10 protein-coding genes and 1 pseudogene (1 of these 11 running past the window's edge) are annotated in these 15,847 nt (G+C 38.0%); 10 read left to right on the top strand and 1 reads right to left on the bottom strand.

Going from position 1 to position 15,847, the window contains the following annotated elements; genetic code table 11:
• The first annotated feature begins 24 nt into the window (after positions 1 to 24).
• The 9 genes from TEPIDINF_RS10225 to TEPIDINF_RS10185 all read left to right on the top strand — a co-directional run bounded on the left by TEPIDINF_RS10225 (position 25) and on the right by TEPIDINF_RS10185 (position 14,265).
• A complete protein-coding gene (locus TEPIDINF_RS10225; protein ID WP_421691922.1) occupies positions 25 to 2,577 on the top strand; it encodes a stalk domain-containing protein in 2,553 nt (850 codons plus the stop codon).
• Positions 2,578 to 2,696: 119 nt separating this feature from the next.
• Positions 2,697 to 3,977 (top strand): stalk domain-containing protein, encoded by a 1,281-nt coding sequence (locus TEPIDINF_RS10220; RefSeq protein WP_082732507.1) that lies wholly within the window; start codon positions 2,697 to 2,699, stop codon positions 3,975 to 3,977.
• A gap of 31 nt (positions 3,978 to 4,008) precedes the next feature.
• On the top strand, positions 4,009 to 4,503 hold the full coding sequence (locus tag TEPIDINF_RS10215) for a hypothetical protein (RefSeq protein WP_421691921.1): 495 nt from the start codon (positions 4,009 to 4,011) through the stop codon (positions 4,501 to 4,503).
• Between the two features lie 128 nt (positions 4,504 to 4,631).
• Positions 4,632 to 5,204, top strand: coding sequence for a TetR/AcrR family transcriptional regulator (locus tag TEPIDINF_RS10210; protein ID WP_068726337.1), 573 nt, complete (start codon positions 4,632 to 4,634; stop codon positions 5,202 to 5,204).
• A 24-nt stretch (positions 5,205 to 5,228) separates the two neighbouring features.
• Positions 5,229 to 6,332 carry a TolC family protein gene (locus TEPIDINF_RS10205; RefSeq protein ID WP_068726335.1) on the top strand — a complete coding sequence of 368 codons (1,104 nt, stop codon included), beginning with the start codon at positions 5,229 to 5,231 and terminating at the stop codon, positions 6,330 to 6,332.
• An 18-nt stretch (positions 6,333 to 6,350) separates the two neighbouring features.
• Positions 6,351 to 7,589, top strand: coding sequence for an efflux RND transporter periplasmic adaptor subunit (locus tag TEPIDINF_RS10200; RefSeq protein WP_068726332.1), 1,239 nt, complete (start codon positions 6,351 to 6,353; stop codon positions 7,587 to 7,589).
• On the top strand, positions 7,586 to 10,735 hold the full coding sequence (locus tag TEPIDINF_RS10195; protein WP_068726330.1) for an efflux RND transporter permease subunit: 3,150 nt from the start codon (positions 7,586 to 7,588) through the stop codon (positions 10,733 to 10,735). Before TEPIDINF_RS10200 ends, TEPIDINF_RS10195 begins: the two co-directional genes overlap by 4 nt.
• A complete protein-coding gene (locus TEPIDINF_RS10190) occupies positions 10,683 to 10,961 on the top strand; it encodes a hypothetical protein (protein WP_068726327.1) in 279 nt (92 codons plus the stop codon). The genes TEPIDINF_RS10195 and TEPIDINF_RS10190 overlap by 53 nt, the downstream gene beginning before the upstream one ends.
• 370 nt (positions 10,962 to 11,331) lie before the next feature.
• Positions 11,332 to 14,265 carry an S-layer homology domain-containing protein gene (locus TEPIDINF_RS10185; RefSeq protein ID WP_421691920.1) on the top strand — a complete coding sequence of 978 codons (2,934 nt, stop codon included), beginning with the start codon at positions 11,332 to 11,334 and terminating at the stop codon, positions 14,263 to 14,265.
• On the opposite strand, the gene TEPIDINF_RS10180 is transcribed toward TEPIDINF_RS10185, so the two are convergent.
• Positions 14,266 to 14,616, bottom strand: a complete 351-nt coding sequence (locus TEPIDINF_RS10180; protein WP_421691919.1) for a hypothetical protein — start codon at positions 14,614 to 14,616, stop codon at positions 14,266 to 14,268.
• 166 nt (positions 14,617 to 14,782) lie between these two features.
• On the opposite strand from TEPIDINF_RS10180, the pseudogene TEPIDINF_RS10175 reads away from it, so the two are divergent.
• A pseudogene (locus tag TEPIDINF_RS10175) lies at positions 14,783 to 15,847 on the top strand (IS91 family transposase) (it continues 245 nt past the right edge of the window).

Below are 15,847 nucleotides of genomic sequence, written 5' to 3'. Positions count from 1 at the left end.
AAAGGTAGGGAGAGGTAGCAAAAAATGAAAAAACGGTTGCAAATCTTAGCTAAAGTAACCACTGTACTGGCTATGCTACTATCCATGTTTCCTTCTATTCATGGAGCAATAGCAGCTGAGAGTGTCCCAAGTGGAAATCTAGTATCTTCGGAATGGATTACTGCTGGGGCAAAACTAGAGAAGTGGAATTGGAAGACTTCTACGGGTATCGTCAAAATAAATCTGATAGAAGTAGATTTGAAGAATCCTTATATTAAAGTAGATACGATGGTGGGTAAAGAGGGGATGACCGGTAATAAGCAACGCCCGATCAATATGGCCAAAGAAACTGGGGCCGTTGCAGCGGTGAATGGCGACTTTTTTACACTTGCCGCAGAGGGTGCTCCGTTTGGTGCGACGATTCAAAATGGACAAATGATTACATCTCCAGGCTATATTCATTCCAAAAATGCATTGATGATTGATCAAAATGGAGTTCCTTTTATTGATCGTTTAGATTTTGATGCAGAAGTAACAACAGAAGATGGAAGTAAGTTTCAATTGTATGGAGTGAACAAAACCCAATATAACTCAGGCTTCCGTTTTAGTGGTAATAGCCACCAAAATCGACTTCATATGTACACAGATAAATGGAATATGAAGAATTGGGTAGGTGATGCTTTAGGCGAGTATACGATTGTATTAGTCGAGAACGGAATAGTAACGCAAATGCTAGATAATCAGGCTGTTGATGAAATCCCAAATGGTGCGTACTTATTATTAGGACATGGTGAGGCTCAAGTCTTTTTAAAACAGCATGTTCGTATAGGTGAAACGATCCAAGTAGATTTTAAGCTTAATCCTGATCAAAAATGGTTAACAGCAATTGATGGTTCAACTCTATTAGTAGATGAAGGACAAAAGGCAAAAATCACTTATGAGATTAAAGGAAACCACGCACGTACAGCAGTTGGTTATTCTCAAGATAAGCGCTATCTATATCTGGTTACAGCAGAAAAAAGCAAAAACAGTGTTGGGATGACATTAGATGAACTGAGTACCTTTTTAATCCACCGTGGTGTCTGGAAAGCGGTCAATCTAGATGGTGGCGGCTCGACAACAATGGTTGCTCGTGGTTTAGGTACTTTTAATCTATCAGATGTTACTATTCCTCAATATGGGGTTGAGAGAGAGGTTCCTAATGCCTTAGCTATATTTAGTACAGCACCAAAAGGAAAGTTATTAGGTGGGCAGGTTTCCTTACCAAAGGGCGCTTTGCAGGGTGAAACCCTTACCGCCCAGATCACTCGTGCTTATGATGAATATTACAATCCAATCGATCCAAAAGAAGTAAGCGTTCAGTGGGATGTAGCAACAGGTGTTCAGCAAAATAAAGAGAATCCGTTTAACTTTATCTTTAACCAACAAGGGACATTTAATATCAAATCATCCCTTGGACAAACCACACAAACCCATCAGATAAAAGTTTATAGTAAGGAAGACCTAAAGCTAATTAAGATTGATCAAGATATAATCCGTATCAATACAGGTGAATCCTTGAAACCAACTGTAACCATGAGCTTCACTGACGGTTCTAAACGCTCCGTAGATACCAAGCTATTAAAATGGCAGTTAATTGGAGCAAAAGGTAGTGTACAAGCAGATGGTACTGTCACGGGCTCCGAAGCATCAGTAGGAATGCTGATAGCAAGCTATCAAGGGTTTAGTACAGCTGTACCTGTAGTGATTGGTACTCAAACAGAAGGAAAAGTGATTGATCAGTTTGACCAACCTGGTATTTATTTAATTCAAGGATTAAAGGGGATTGGCACAGGTTCTTTTAAATCAGGAATATTTACTTATGATTTTGGTAATTCTAGTGATCTTCGTATTGTCTATCTTCAGTATGGAACCGTAGGTAAGTATGTTAGGGGAGAACCAGCATTCTTAACACTGGATGTAAAAGGGGATAATAGTGGCCATTGGCTCCGGACTGAGATTAGGGATAAAAATGGAAAAGTCTATTATGTTGATCTAGCGAAAAAGGTAGATTGGATAGGTTGGAAAACCTTAACTGTTCCTGTGCCAAAGGGAGTCGCTTATCCACTTACGTTGAAAAGTATCTATGTTGTTCATCAAGAAAATGCAACGGATCAAACGCCTAACCAAGGACAGCTCTCTTTTGCCAATTTACAAATAAAAGAGTGGAATAAAGCTGAAATCGCTGAGAAACCTACATTAAAATTTACGTTAAATCAAAAACAAGTACTCGTTGGAAATGAGAAAAAAAGCTTAGATCAAGCACCGATCATTGTAAATGGAAGAACATTTTTACCCCTCCGTGCTTTTTCTGAATTATTAGGTGGACAGGTAAATTGGTTTAGCTCCGAACAAAAGGCTGAAGCGATCAACGATTATAAGGTTCTTGATTTTTGGTTGGAACAATCCTACATGAGCCAAAATGGAGAACGAAAAGCATTAGATGTAGCCCCATTTGTTCGAAATGGAAGAACGATGCTGCCTGTTCGTGCATTAAGTGAGGGATTTGGATTATATATTTACTACGATAGTAAAACACAAAGTATTACGGTGAATTGATAGATTTAGAAAAAGAATAACCTAATATTGAAATGTTGGAAGGGGTATAGTAGGCAGATGATTTTGGTGGTAGAATAGGATTAGTTTATGTGATTCTATTAAACTGCAAAGGGGAAAAAATGGTGGAACAAAGAAAGAGAACCCATCGTAACAAATATTTACACAAGAAATTCTTAGCTAGTTTCTTAATTGTAGCCATGTCACTGATTCTATTTATCAATCTTCAGTCATCTGTCTTTGCTTCTAATACAGAATATTATAGAGACCGGGTAGCGGTCATTATGTACCATCATATTGATTCAAACTTTAAAAGTAGTGCTACCATTACACCTGAGTTATTTCAAAGTCAAATTGAGTATCTTGTAGAACAAGGATATAACTTCATTTCGATGCAACAATTTGAGGATTTTCTTTACAATAAAGAGTCTATACCAATTAATAGTGTACTCATTACTTTTGATGATGGATATGAAAGCTATTATAATTATGCTTATCAAATATTAAAAAAGTACAATATACCCTCTACTAATTTTGTGATTGGCGAGTGGATTGATAAACCCAATGGATTACCACGATTGACGAGTGAGGAAATGCTAGAGTTGTCGAAAGATCCATTAGCAGATTTACAAAGTCATAGTTATGGTTTGCATAGAAAAACGAGCGAAGATCATCCTAAGCCTTTTTTGACAACAAAATTATCTATCGATCAATACATCGAGTCACAAAGTGACTATGAGAAGCGAATTCAGGATGATTTGGAATTAAACCGAGAAGTGATTGAAAATATTACAAATAAACATGTATATGCCTTTGCTTATCCCTTTGGAGCTTATAATCAGGATAGTGTTTCTACATTAAAAAAAGTAGGCTATCAATTGGCCTTTACATTGAGAAAAGGAATGGCAGACCGAAGAACAAATCCATTTTTAGTTCCGAGAATCAATGCGGGTAACCCAACCATTACACCAGAAAAACTACATGAAGCCATCTTAGCTTCTCATCCAGCTAACAAAATAGTCAAAATTCAACCAGCGAAGGAGAATACGTTAGTACAGCCAACCGTTTATGTGAATGGTAAATTCGTTAATTTCCCCGAGCAAAAGCCATTTATTAATAACGGTTTAACTATGGTACCAGTTAGATACGTGAGCCAAGAATTACAAGCGTATGTTTTTTGGGATGGGACGACCCAAACGATTACTATTATAAAAGGATATGAAGTTATAGAATTACGGATCAATGACCGAAACGTAAGGGAACAAGACCAAGTGATCACCTTAGAATCTCCAGCGATGTTATATAATGGTCAAACCATGGTTCCACTTCGATTCATTAGTGAAGCCTTTCATGCGAAGGTGGAATGGGATGGAACAAATAAAACGGTACGAATCTATCAATAATCTATACAAACTTGTTAAAAGGAGATTGAATATGAGTAATAAGGTGAAATTAGGTTTAGGTATTGGTGCTTTGATTTTAGCTGGGTCGATTGTCACCACAGCTATGGCTGGTGAAACAAGTGAACCAGGATCGCAAGAGGATCCGCTCGTAACAAAAAGTTATGTCGATCAGCAAATCAACTTACTTAAGCAAAGTGGATTACCAAGTGGACAACCTACTGATGGGGAAGAAACAGTGAAAGTTGCACAGATTATTGTCTTAAATTTAAAAGCAGGTGACTTGTTAGTAGGGAATGCAGGAACAGAAATGATTCTGCGTGCAGGTACAGCGACAGCCTATAGTAAAGATGCAAATGGTATACCTGATGTAACAGGCGCAACGGATCTGAAGAATGGTACAAAAATCCCGTTAAACCATCAATTGATTTATCCTAGAAACGATGGTCGTGGTGTTAAGATTGTGAGTGGCACAGCTGTATTCATGGTTCGCGGGGAATATGAAGTCATAAGTGAACAAAAAGAATAAAGTTTTTGCTAGATCCATACGTTTCTGAGTATGGGTCTTTTTCTTTTAAAAAAAACCCTTGCCAAAAAAATAGAATGGTTATAAACTATGGTTAGTAAGTAATTACTTATAAAGAAGGTGGTGATGAAATGGAGAAAAGACGGATGACAAAGGAAGAAAGAGAAGAACAAATTATTCAGGCAGCCAAAGAGGTTTTTATTGAACGAGGCTATATGGGTGCAACAACACTAGAATTAGCCAAACGAGCGAACATCTCTGAGGTCACATTATTCCGCTATTTTCCGTCGAAAAGTGAACTATTCTTAGCGACCATTAGTCCAATTATGGCAAAGTCGATCGAACTCGTCCTTCAAGGTCAGGGGTATACTCCGATCAGGGCACTAAAGGAGTTTTTAAAGGAAAGGATCTTTTTTATTGCCCATAATCGCGAGATCATTAAATTGCTTTTAATCGAAAGCGAAATGCATCATGAACTATCAGAACAGGTCAATATCATTGAACAAAATCTTACGATGTTAAAGGAATTGGTTAGACGAATTGGACTCCCAGAGGAACAAAATTCTCTTTTATTACGAATGACGATTGGGATGTTGACTTCCTTTTTATTTATTCCCATTGAAAATGAATGGGAGATTGAAAGGGATGTTCAGGAGTTTCTAAATCGGATCGATTTTTTATTTATCCATACAGTAAGTAAGTGATTACTTCTAAAGGAGTTGCGTCAGATGTTGAAAAGAAAGAAAATGAATGGACTCATTATTCTTTCCATTATGATCATCCTTCAATTCGCAATGGGTAGTTATTCTTTTTCAGCGGCCGTAAAGGAAGATCGGGAAATGCAATTAGAGGAAGCGATTAATGAATCGATCGCCAACAATAGTTTGTTGAAATCATTGGATTATGTGATTCAGAGCAAACAGATTCAACTTAGGGAAAGGCAGGATTCTTCAAAGCAAATTTCAAGTAAACAAGAAAGCTTTATCGAGGGGGGAAAGGCAAAATATTTTCTTCCCTTTGATGCAAAGATCCAACTTGAGATTGCCAAATTAGATAAAGAGGAGCAAGAAAACAATGTTGCCCTCATGACGACGAATGCCTATTTAGATGCGCTATATTTGCAGCAAGCAATTCAGGTTTTAGAAAGTGGTGTCAAACGGGCAGAAGAACAAGTGAAAATTGCAAAGCTCAATTATAAGGTAGGAACGATCACAAAAGTGGATGTCTTATCATCAGAGGTTCAGCTAGAGATGGTAAAAAGCGAATTAGAACAAGTAAGGAATAATCTTGAAATGAAAAAAATGCAGCTTAACCAAGTGATGAACCGGCCACCACTTAATCCTTTAACGATTGTTAATGAAGAGATCGAAGTGAAAGCGAATCTAAACGAAGAGGAACTAACAAAAGGACTAGCCTATAGCCCTTCTCTTAAAAAGCTAGATTTGGAATTGCAATCGATTGACAAACTGTTAGAGGTGACAAAAAGATACTCCCCAGAGAATACATATGCTTATCAGTCGGTCTATTCAAGCAAATTAGTGAAACAATCGATGCTTGAAGAAACCAAGTCAAAGGTCGAGGTAGGGATACGAAGCCAACAGATTAAAATCAATTCGTTGTTTGAAAAAGTACAGGTCATGCAACAGCAGGTGGAAAAGGTAGAGGAAACCTATCGGATCATGCTGGAGCAATATAAAGCAGGAATGATTTCCTATCAAGATTTAGCCAATACGGATCAATTATGGAAGCAAACAAGTCTTGATGAGCTTCAAGCAAAGCTAGATTACAATCGAGCACTATATGAGTACGGATATATGATTGGTAACAAATAAGCTTAGGGTGGGGAAGAAATGCAAAAATTAAAAGGTTTATTGATGATGATGGTTATTCCTGCTCTTCTTTTCACAACAGTTGGTTGTTCAAAGGAAGAGGTCGTTCAACAACAGGCTATACCTGTTCAAACGGTAACGATTAAGCCAACTACCATGGCAAATCAAACAAAGCTTGTTGGCGAAATTACCTCAAACGATGAAGTTTTGGTATCCACCAAAATTCCTGGGAAAATAAGTAAAGTGTATGTAAATGTAGGGGATTCAGTGAAAGCAGGAGACTTGCTTTTTGAATTGGAAAATCAAGATTTAAAAGCAGCAGTAGAGCAAGCCCAAAAAAGTTTATCGATTGCTCAAGCGAATTTAGCCAATATACGTAATGGGGCAAGGCCACAAGAAAGAGAACAAACAAACCAAGCGGTAAATCAAGCCAAAATCCAGCTTGATCTAGCTACGACGAATTTTGAGCGGATGAAGGAATTATTTGAAGCAGATGCGGTTTCTAAGCAGCAATATGATCAGGCTCTTTCCGGGTTACAGCTTGCTGAAGCTGCGTATAAGTCAGCGGTTGAAAAACTCTCCTTGGTTGAAGAAGGTGCAAGTCAGGATACGATCCGTGCTGCTGAAGCACAGGTCGGTTTAGCCCAAGCCAATTTGAAGATGGCACAAGCCAAGCTAAATGATACACGGATCCATTCACCGATTGATGGGAGAGTGGGATTTGTTAAATTCGATTCTGGTGAATTCGTGATGCAAGGAAATCCAGTAGTCCAAGTGCTAGATGACCAAATGGTAACAGCATTAGTTGATGTTTCTGAAAAGGAAATTTCCTCGGTTCATCCTCAAGCTCAGGTTCAGGTTGAAATCCCTTCTGCTGCTATAGAGCCTTATACTGGCGTTGTGACAGAGGTGAGTCCAACGATCGATCCACAAACAAAGGTCTATCCAATCAAAATTCTAATCAATAACCTGGATGGAAAGATCAAATCAGGGATGACAGCTAATGTTTTATTCACAATGGAACGAAAGGAAAAGATTATCGCGATTCCTGTCGATGCTACCTTTGAGGAATTGGGAGAGCATTATGTCTATCTTGTGAAAGATGGGAAGGCAGTAAAGACACAGGTTCAAACAGGAATTACAGATGGGAAACAAGTCGAGATCATAGAAGGGCTAAAAGAAGGTGATTCACTGATCATTAAAGGACAGAATATGGTGAAGAACGGTGATCTTGTAAATAAAGGTGGGGAAGCATTGTGAAAATAGCCAATGTGTCCATTGACCGCCCTGTTGCCATCACGATGGTGATGATGATTAGCATCGTTCTGGGAATCACCATGTTGTTTCGCTTACCTGTTGATCTTTTTCCCGATATGGATATGCCTGTTGTGACGGTTACCACTAAATACGTAGGGGCTTCTCCGCAAGAAATCGAAACACAGATTACAAAAATATTGGAGGATGAATTTGCATCATTAGATAACCTTGATACGATTTCATCTACTAGCTCACAGGATGTATCTACCATCATGATTCAATTTAAATGGGGAACCGACCTAGATATTGCGGCGATTGATGTGAAGGATAAAGTAGCCTTGGTACGAAATGATTTGCCAACTGACCTATTGGAGGATCCAATCGTTGAAAAAATGGACCCCACTGCCACACCGGTTCTACAATACTCTCTTTCTGGGGAAGAATTGTTAGGAACACTTTATCAAACCGCTGAAATCGATTTAAAACCGGAGCTGGAAAAAATCAAAGGGGTTTCCAAGGTTGAGATCATTGGAGGAAGAGAGAATGAAATCAAGGTTCAGCTAGATCCAGAAAAGATGAAAGCTTATGGTTTATCTGTTCCTGCTGTCCTAGAAACGATCTCTAAAGATAGCCGAAATTATGCATTAGGAAAACTGGATGAAGGTAGTAGAGAATTATCTGTTCGAGCCAAGGGAGAAATCAATAGCCTAGATGAACTGAAAAATTTAACCTTTACGATCCCAAGTGGCGGACGGATTTATTTAAAGGATTTCGCAACGGTTGATGTAGGCTATATTGAAACCAGTGAACAAACCTATTTTAATGGAAAACCTGCTGTCGGCATCTTTGTTTATAAACAGAAAGATGCCAACACAGTAGAGATTTCTAAACAGATCAATTCAAAAATGGAAGAGCTCAAGCAGGAATTACCCGAAAATATTTCGATCAATAAAATCATCGATTCTGCTGAATTTATCAATGCCTCGATTAAAAACCTAATAAAGGATGGTTTGATTGGTGCGACTTTGGCGGTTATGATTCTTTATCTATTTTTAGGAAAGATATCGTCTACATTGGTTGTTTCGATTGCGATTCCAATTAGTATTGTGACCACTTTTTCTCTGATGTACTTTAGTGGAATTACGATCAACTTAATCACATTAGGTGCATTAGGTTTGGGAATCGGGATGATGGTGGATGATGCAGTTGTGGTCATGCAAAATATCTATCGCCATTATCATGAAGAAAAGCGGGGAATTATTGAGGCAGCCAAGCTGGGGGTTCAAGAAGTTGGAACGGCTGTAATAGCTGCGACCATTACAAAGGTAATCGTCTTTTTACCGATGATGTTTGTTGAAGGACTTGCCGCACAGATTTTTAATCCATTGGCATTAACGGTAACTTTTGCTCTTTTATCCTCCTTAGCCGTTAGCTTGACCGTGACACCAATGCTTTCATCAATTTTATTAAAACAAAAGGCTGGTAGTCAAGGGAAAGGGAAACGACTGTTAAATGGATTAGAAGGAATGGCTAAGATAGTAAACAAATATGTTACTCGCTTAGAAAAAGGTTATCTACGGCTACTAAAATGGTCTTTACACCATCGAAAATCGGTATTAGCGGTGGCCCTCATTACCTTCTTACTCGGGGTAGCGTTAGTTCCATTTGTTGGCGGGGAGTTTATGCCTAAAATGGATAGTGGGGAGTTTAGTATTGAAATCGAAATGCCTAGTGGCTCTCAAGTAGAGGAAACCGATCAAGTGGTGAAAGGAATCCTAAGCCAGTTAGAGGAAATCCCAGAGGTAGACATGACCCTTGTTACGATGGGAACGAGTAAAAATGCCAATGTGCAAATTGATTTACCAGATTATGCAATCATCGATGTAACCTTGGTTGATATGGCAGAGCGAACACAATCGACTGCAGAAATTGTTGATGGTCTACGCGCCAAATTTAATCTTCCTGGTGTCGATATTAAGGTGCAAGAAAAAGGCTTTATTGCATCAAGTTTATTTTCTGCCGATCCTGTTTTTATTTCGATTAAAGGAAATGATCAAGAAACCTTAAAAAGGATAACCGATGATGTATTAGGAATCGTGAGAAGCGTACCTGGTACAAGGGATGCAAAAAGCAGCTTTAGTCAAGGGAAACCGGAAGCTCAATTAACTTTCCAACGGGAAAAATTAAAGGATTACGGGCTTGATATATTTAGTATCAGCAAAACGTTAAGAACAGCGGTGAATGGGGAAGTGGTAAGTGTTTATCGCTCTAATGGGCAAGAGATGGATATTCGCGTCCAATATCGTGAAAACGACATTCAGAGGTTAAATGACTTAAACCAAATCTATGTATTCTCACCGAAGGTAGGACGGCAAATCCCATTAAGTGAATTAGTCGATATTGAAAAATCACAAGGGCCAACCTCAATCAATCGTGAGGATAAGGTAAGGATGTCTTACATTACGGCTGCCATTTATGGCCGAGATTTAAAAGGCATCAACAGTGACATTATGGCAAAAATTGACTCATTAAATATTCCTTCTGACTTTTCAATTGAATTTGGTGGGGAAAGTAAGGACATGGAAGAGTCCTTTGGGGATTTAGGGTTCGCCTTTATCTTAGCTGTCGTCTTAATCTATATGGTTATGGCTGCAGAATTTGAATCATACAAGCATCCTTTTGTCATTATGTTCACATTGCCATTAACCTTATTTGGTGTATCCCTAAGCTTAGTGCTTACAGGAAGGGCAATCAGTGTTCCCGCTTTACTAGGGATTATTATGCTGGTTGGAATTGTAGTGAGTAATGCGATTGTACTGATTGAATATACTAATCAGCTTCGAAAAGAGGGAATGTCTGTCTATGAAGCCTTATTAAAGGCCGGCCCAACTCGATTACACCCGATCTTAATGACGACATTGACAACTGTACTAGGGTTGTTTCCATTGGCATTAGGGATTGGGGAAGGGGCGGAAACCCATGCGCCGATGGCGACAGTGGTAGTTGGTGGATTAACTGTATCCACCTTGTTAACACTGATTGTCATCCCTGTGATCTATTCATTATTTGAGAGAACAAAAATAGAGGAGAAATTCGATGGTCAATCAAGAAATAGGACTCAATTATCAAATGTTGAAGGTCATGCTTGAAAAAAGATTTTTTCACTCAGACGTAAAAAAACAGCTAGATCAGGAACAAATCAGTCTAGCGATTTCAATTCTAGTAACTTTTCTATTTATTCATACTTTAAAAGTCTCTGATTTGCTATTTGATGATCTAGCGCAGTTCTTTGATGAATGGGACGATTTAAAGGATTTTGAAGGGGTTACCCTACATCTTTTAAAAAGTTTAGAAAAAGATTATTTTTTAGATTGACAGCAAGAAGAAAATAGTGGTATTTTATAGTAGTAAGTAATCACTACGGTGATTGCTTTAAACAACGGTCACAAATAAGTAAGTGCTTACTCATAACCTTGGTATTTGCTTTCGTGACCTTTGTTTCTCCTCTTTAATCCCCCTTTAAACCTAAAGGGGGGGCTTTTTAAAAGCTAAAGAAGAAAGCAATGCTTTCTTTTCATGATTTATTCGATAGAGGAGTAAAACGTTACCCGATTCCCTTTCAAACATCTTGGATTCTTTAAAAGACCAAGTGTTTATATAAAAGAAATTTTTTGGGGGTGATTCTATTTCAAAAGTCGATTCAACTGAACACAAGAAAGAAGAATTAAAGAGGAGGAAACAATGGATGAGTAGAAAAAAAGTTTTGTCACTAGTTTTATCACTGATGATGATATTCTCTATAGTGACACCAACCTTTGCTGCTGAACTTAGTGATGTAGAAGGAACACAATATGCTGAAGCGGTTGACAGATTAGTTGCATTAGGTATTATGACAGGATTCAATGATGGAACATTCAAACCAGAACAAGATATTACGAGAGCTGAATTTGCAGCGATGGCGATTCGAGCAATTGGCCTTGATGCTACAGCCAAGTCTTCAGGTGGCGCAACCAAGTTCCCTGATGTAGCGGCTAACCAATGGTATAGTGGCTATATCAACCTTGCAACGGCAAAGGGAATTATTAAGGGACATGGCGATGGTACATTTAAGCCAACGGATAAAGTAACCTATGGTGAAGCAATTACCATGCTTGTTCGCGTATTAGGCTATGAGCCAGCTGTTGAAGGAACAAATTGGCCTTCTAATTACTTATTAAAGGGCGCAGAGATCGGCATTACAGGAAATCTTCAATTTAATCAAAGTAAGCCTGCATTGCGCGGAGATGTTGCCATTTTGATCAATAACTCTTTAGATATCGATTTGATGGAAAGAGTTAAATATGGTGACGATTTAGAATTTGAAGAGCAAAAAGGGGAAACCTTACTTTCCGAATACTTAAACGTATTCGAGTATGATGAAGTGGTTGTTGCAGAAACTCCAGCTTATTCCCTTACTGATTTAGACAACGATGAAGTCGTTGTAAAATTATCTGAAGAAGATGGTGGAAAAGAATACACCTTCACAGTTAATGATAAACTGGCAATTGACCAATTCTTGGGATATGAAGCGACAATCTTTGTCAAGGATTTAGACAATGATGGAAAATTAGAAGATGACGAAACCGTTCTTTATGTAGGCGTAACAACTGACAAGAAGGATATCATCGAGTGGGATTATATCGTTGATATTCAGGGCGGTGTAGGGTTAGACATTGGTAAAGATGACATCGAAGTCTCCTTAGATGAAGCCGATGATACGTTCAAATTAGCCGACAATGCGGTTGTTTACTACAACTACGAGCGAGTTAGTAATCTTGAAAGAATGGCTTCTAGCGAAAAAGGCGTTGGCTATGGTTATTTAGGAGAAGTTGCCGGACGCGTAATCTTAAATGATGACGATGAGATCGTCTTTATGGATCAAAGAAACTATGATGATCCAGTTGTAGTTACAAGTGTAAATGTTGATGATGAGAAAGTGAAGTATTTCAGAGATAGTGAAAATGAGTCAACATTGAGACTTGATGGCGAAACTTATGTCATCATGAAAAATGATGAAATGGCTAGTTTAGAAGATTTGGACAAGGATGATGTTCTATACTTCTGGGAAGCAGAAGGTGGAGAATATGTCCTAGCTGCTTATAATGGCAAAATCACTGGTGAATTAGAATCCATTGATGCTGATTCGAACAAATACTGGGATTACTCATTAGTTGTCGATGGCAAAACAATCTATGTAGGACCTAACTTTACTTATAGCCTTGATGAAAACGATGAGGTTACCTTGTTAGGTACACCTGAGGATGATGTTCCAAGTGCAAACCTAACGGATCTTGAGGACATGGTTGGAACAGAGGTTACGGTTTACTTAGGTAAATATCAAGATGCTACAGATGGTTGGAACTATGGCCGTCATATCGTAAATGGTGTAGGAAGCAGCGAAGATATACCATTAATGGTGACAGAAGCACCATGGGTATCCAGAACCGCTTCAACAGAATACTATATTGAATTTGTAAATGCAAACAATGAAGAAGTGGCCTATGAATTAACTGAGGATGATACTGAATTTAATGGTGCTCTTAAAGAACTAGATAAAGCAGCAGATTTGACAGAAGTTCAATCTCTATTAACTCCAGGAACATTGGTTGATGTTGAATTTAATAGTGATGGCTCTGTTGCTTCAATCGATGTATTAGATGGAACTCAATCTGGTACAGTTGCAGATACTGGTTTAACTCAAGCAGATATCGATGATGATTATGATATCATTGAAATCGATGGTAAGGGTTATTATGTGACAGAAGATACAGCTATTTACGATCAGAAGTTCCTTGAAGCTACTGATTGGAACTCTTTAGAAGACATTAGTGGCGACTTTGATGTCGTTGCCAAAGTGGATGATAATGAATTAGAAGCACTTGTGGTTATCCATGATGGTGATGTTTCCTTAGGCAAATCTGATTATGGTTTAGTACTTAAACGTACTGTGAAGAGTGATGGCTTATATGTAACGATGGCAATTGAGGATCAAGCTGTTGAACTATATGCTGGCGATCTATCAAACAAAAATGATCTAAAAGAAGGCAAGTTATTCATCATCACAATTAGTGGTAATGAGATTGACAAAGCAACTCCGGTTGCAAAAGAATCCTTTAATGCCGTCAATCCATCTGAATTAACCACAACTGCATTTAACAATGCATCAATTGCTGTAACTAATGATGTTTATGGTGATGTAGATTTCGTTCTAAATGAAGTCTCAACAGATACAATTGAATTATATGTGGATGCAAATGCTGATGGTAAGTTTACGGATGGTATTGATAACGTATTAGTTGGTAAAATTGTTAAACAAGATTTTGCTGTAACATCTGGATATGATGTCACATTTACATGGGATAAGTTAGAAATCGTAAGCAGTGGTGTTGATGCGAAGAACGGTGTCATTGAAGTAATGGCTGCTGGTGGAGATGAGGATGTTGACCCAACCTTCTTCATCAATGTAGACCGTTATGGTGCAGATTCCTACTATTATGATATCGATATCTCCCATTTGGCAGATCCAGCGAAGAAGATCCTAAAGCTTAGTGATCTAAGCGATGGCGATATCTTAAATGTGTACAATGACCCAACAACAAGCAAAACGATTTATGAGTTCATTGTTGTCGTTGATCGTTAATCAGCAAGTCATTTGAAAACATAAAAACAGCACCTCGCGGGGTGCTGTTTTTAGTTTTTTTTTGAAAGATAAGTGGTGGCCAGTTGCTTCTATACCAACAAATACTTTCTCAGCACGGCATGAATGTTTGGCATCTTCAATCTTTTGGATAAGATACTTCATTCCAGTATGATTAACCATGAAGGAAAATGATGTCTGAATCACTTCACCAAAGTAATTTAAGATCATGGATTTCTGTAAAACCTTTGAAACATCAATTGGAACAAGTAATACCTTTTCTAAATTAGCACCTTTAAGTTCTTTTGCGAATTGACTTCTTCTTAAACCTTGTTTACTATTAAGTAGTCTCATTGACTATGACCTCCTTGTAGGGTGGATGATTGAGTAAACTTGGTTAAGTATTTCAATCATATCATAGTCACTGGGATATTTTTGTGTCTAAAAACATTATTTCATACACCAGAAAGTATAAAATTTTGATCTACCACAGTCCTTGATACTGTGGTATTTTTGTTGTATGGAGACGAACATATTAAAACGTATTTTCTTTGACCAACATCAACACTGGGAGAAATTCAAAAATAAATATGGTAAAAAGATCAGACCCATTGTTATTAAAGAAGTAGAGAAATTTCGCGATTGTGGAGACTTTAAAAAAGGATTTAAGCTTTTCGTGTGTGAAGGATGTCATGATGTTCGGAAGGTACCCCATCGCTGTAAAGGACGTTTTTGCACAACATGCTCAGTTGGGGAAAGTGAAGAATGGAGTAGGTTGTTGACAGAAGACGTTTTTCAGGTTAATCATAGGCATGTTATTTTTACAATTGATGAGGGATTGCGAGATGTATTTCTACTTCATCGACATTTATTAAAAGATTTAATGGATAAAGCCGCAAGGCTTTTAACCGACTTCTTTCAAAAGAAAGCCAAAGTAACGCCAGGGATCATCGCAGGATTACATACTTTTGGCTCAAGGATTAACTTTAATCCACATGTTCATATGTTAGTGACTATGGGTGGGTTGACGAAAAAAGGGGAATGGAAACAATATGACTACTTGCCCTTTACAATGCTTCGAAAACAATGGCAAACTGTTGTACTGAAACTAATACGTAAAGGATTAACAGGAAAAGAAAAGAAAAAAATACAATCCCGACTTCAAAAGGCGTTTACCGAAAATGGTGAAGGCTTCTATGTGTATGCCCCAAAACAGAAAGGGAGCATAAAAGAGCAGCTACGCTACATTGGTCGTTATATTCGTCGACCTGCAATTGGAATCAATCGGATTGAAGCATATGATGGTCAATGTGTAACTTTTAAATACCATGACAAAACAGATGGGAAAGAAAAAACAGAAACAGTCAGTGTAGAAGAATTTATTTCACGGCTCATTCGTCATATACCAGATGAGCAATTTAAAACGATTCGTCATTATGGGGTGTATTCCAGAAGAATCAAAACAATAAGCAAAAAAATACTCACTGTATGGCAAGAAAAAGCAAGAAAATGGATTGTGAAAATTAAAAAGACCTTACGTCGTCAGACGTGGAGGGAAAGAATAGTGGCAAGTGGAAGAAGAGAC

The sequence above is a fragment of the Tepidibacillus infernus genome, assembly GCF_048898065.1.
GTDB lineage: Bacteria > Bacillota > Bacilli > Tepidibacillales > Tepidibacillaceae > Tepidibacillus_B > Tepidibacillus_B infernus.
Note: the sequence above shows the minus strand (reverse complement) of the source record. Positions and strands in the feature narration are given on the sequence as shown.

What these genes read in the sequence shown, in the direction of transcription:
- TEPIDINF_RS10225 (WP_421691922.1), top strand. Translation starts at nt 25, where the DNA reads ATGAAAAAACGGTTGCAAATCTTAGCTAAAGTAACCACTGTACTGGCT.
- TEPIDINF_RS10220 (WP_082732507.1), top strand. Translation starts at nt 2,697, where the DNA reads ATGGTGGAACAAAGAAAGAGAACCCATCGTAACAAATATTTACACAAG.
- TEPIDINF_RS10215 (WP_421691921.1), top strand. Translation starts at nt 4,009, where the DNA reads ATGAGTAATAAGGTGAAATTAGGTTTAGGTATTGGTGCTTTGATTTTA.
- TEPIDINF_RS10210 (WP_068726337.1), top strand. Translation starts at nt 4,632, where the DNA reads ATGGAGAAAAGACGGATGACAAAGGAAGAAAGAGAAGAACAAATTATT.
- TEPIDINF_RS10205 (WP_068726335.1), top strand. Translation starts at nt 5,229, where the DNA reads ATGTTGAAAAGAAAGAAAATGAATGGACTCATTATTCTTTCCATTATG.
- TEPIDINF_RS10200 (WP_068726332.1), top strand. Translation starts at nt 6,351, where the DNA reads ATGCAAAAATTAAAAGGTTTATTGATGATGATGGTTATTCCTGCTCTT.
- TEPIDINF_RS10190 (WP_068726327.1), top strand. Translation starts at nt 10,683, where the DNA reads ATGGTCAATCAAGAAATAGGACTCAATTATCAAATGTTGAAGGTCATG.
- TEPIDINF_RS10185 (WP_421691920.1), top strand. Translation starts at nt 11,332, where the DNA reads ATGAGTAGAAAAAAAGTTTTGTCACTAGTTTTATCACTGATGATGATA.
- TEPIDINF_RS10180 (WP_421691919.1), bottom strand. Translation starts at nt 14,616, where the DNA reads ATGAGACTACTTAATAGTAAACAAGGTTTAAGAAGAAGTCAATTCGCA.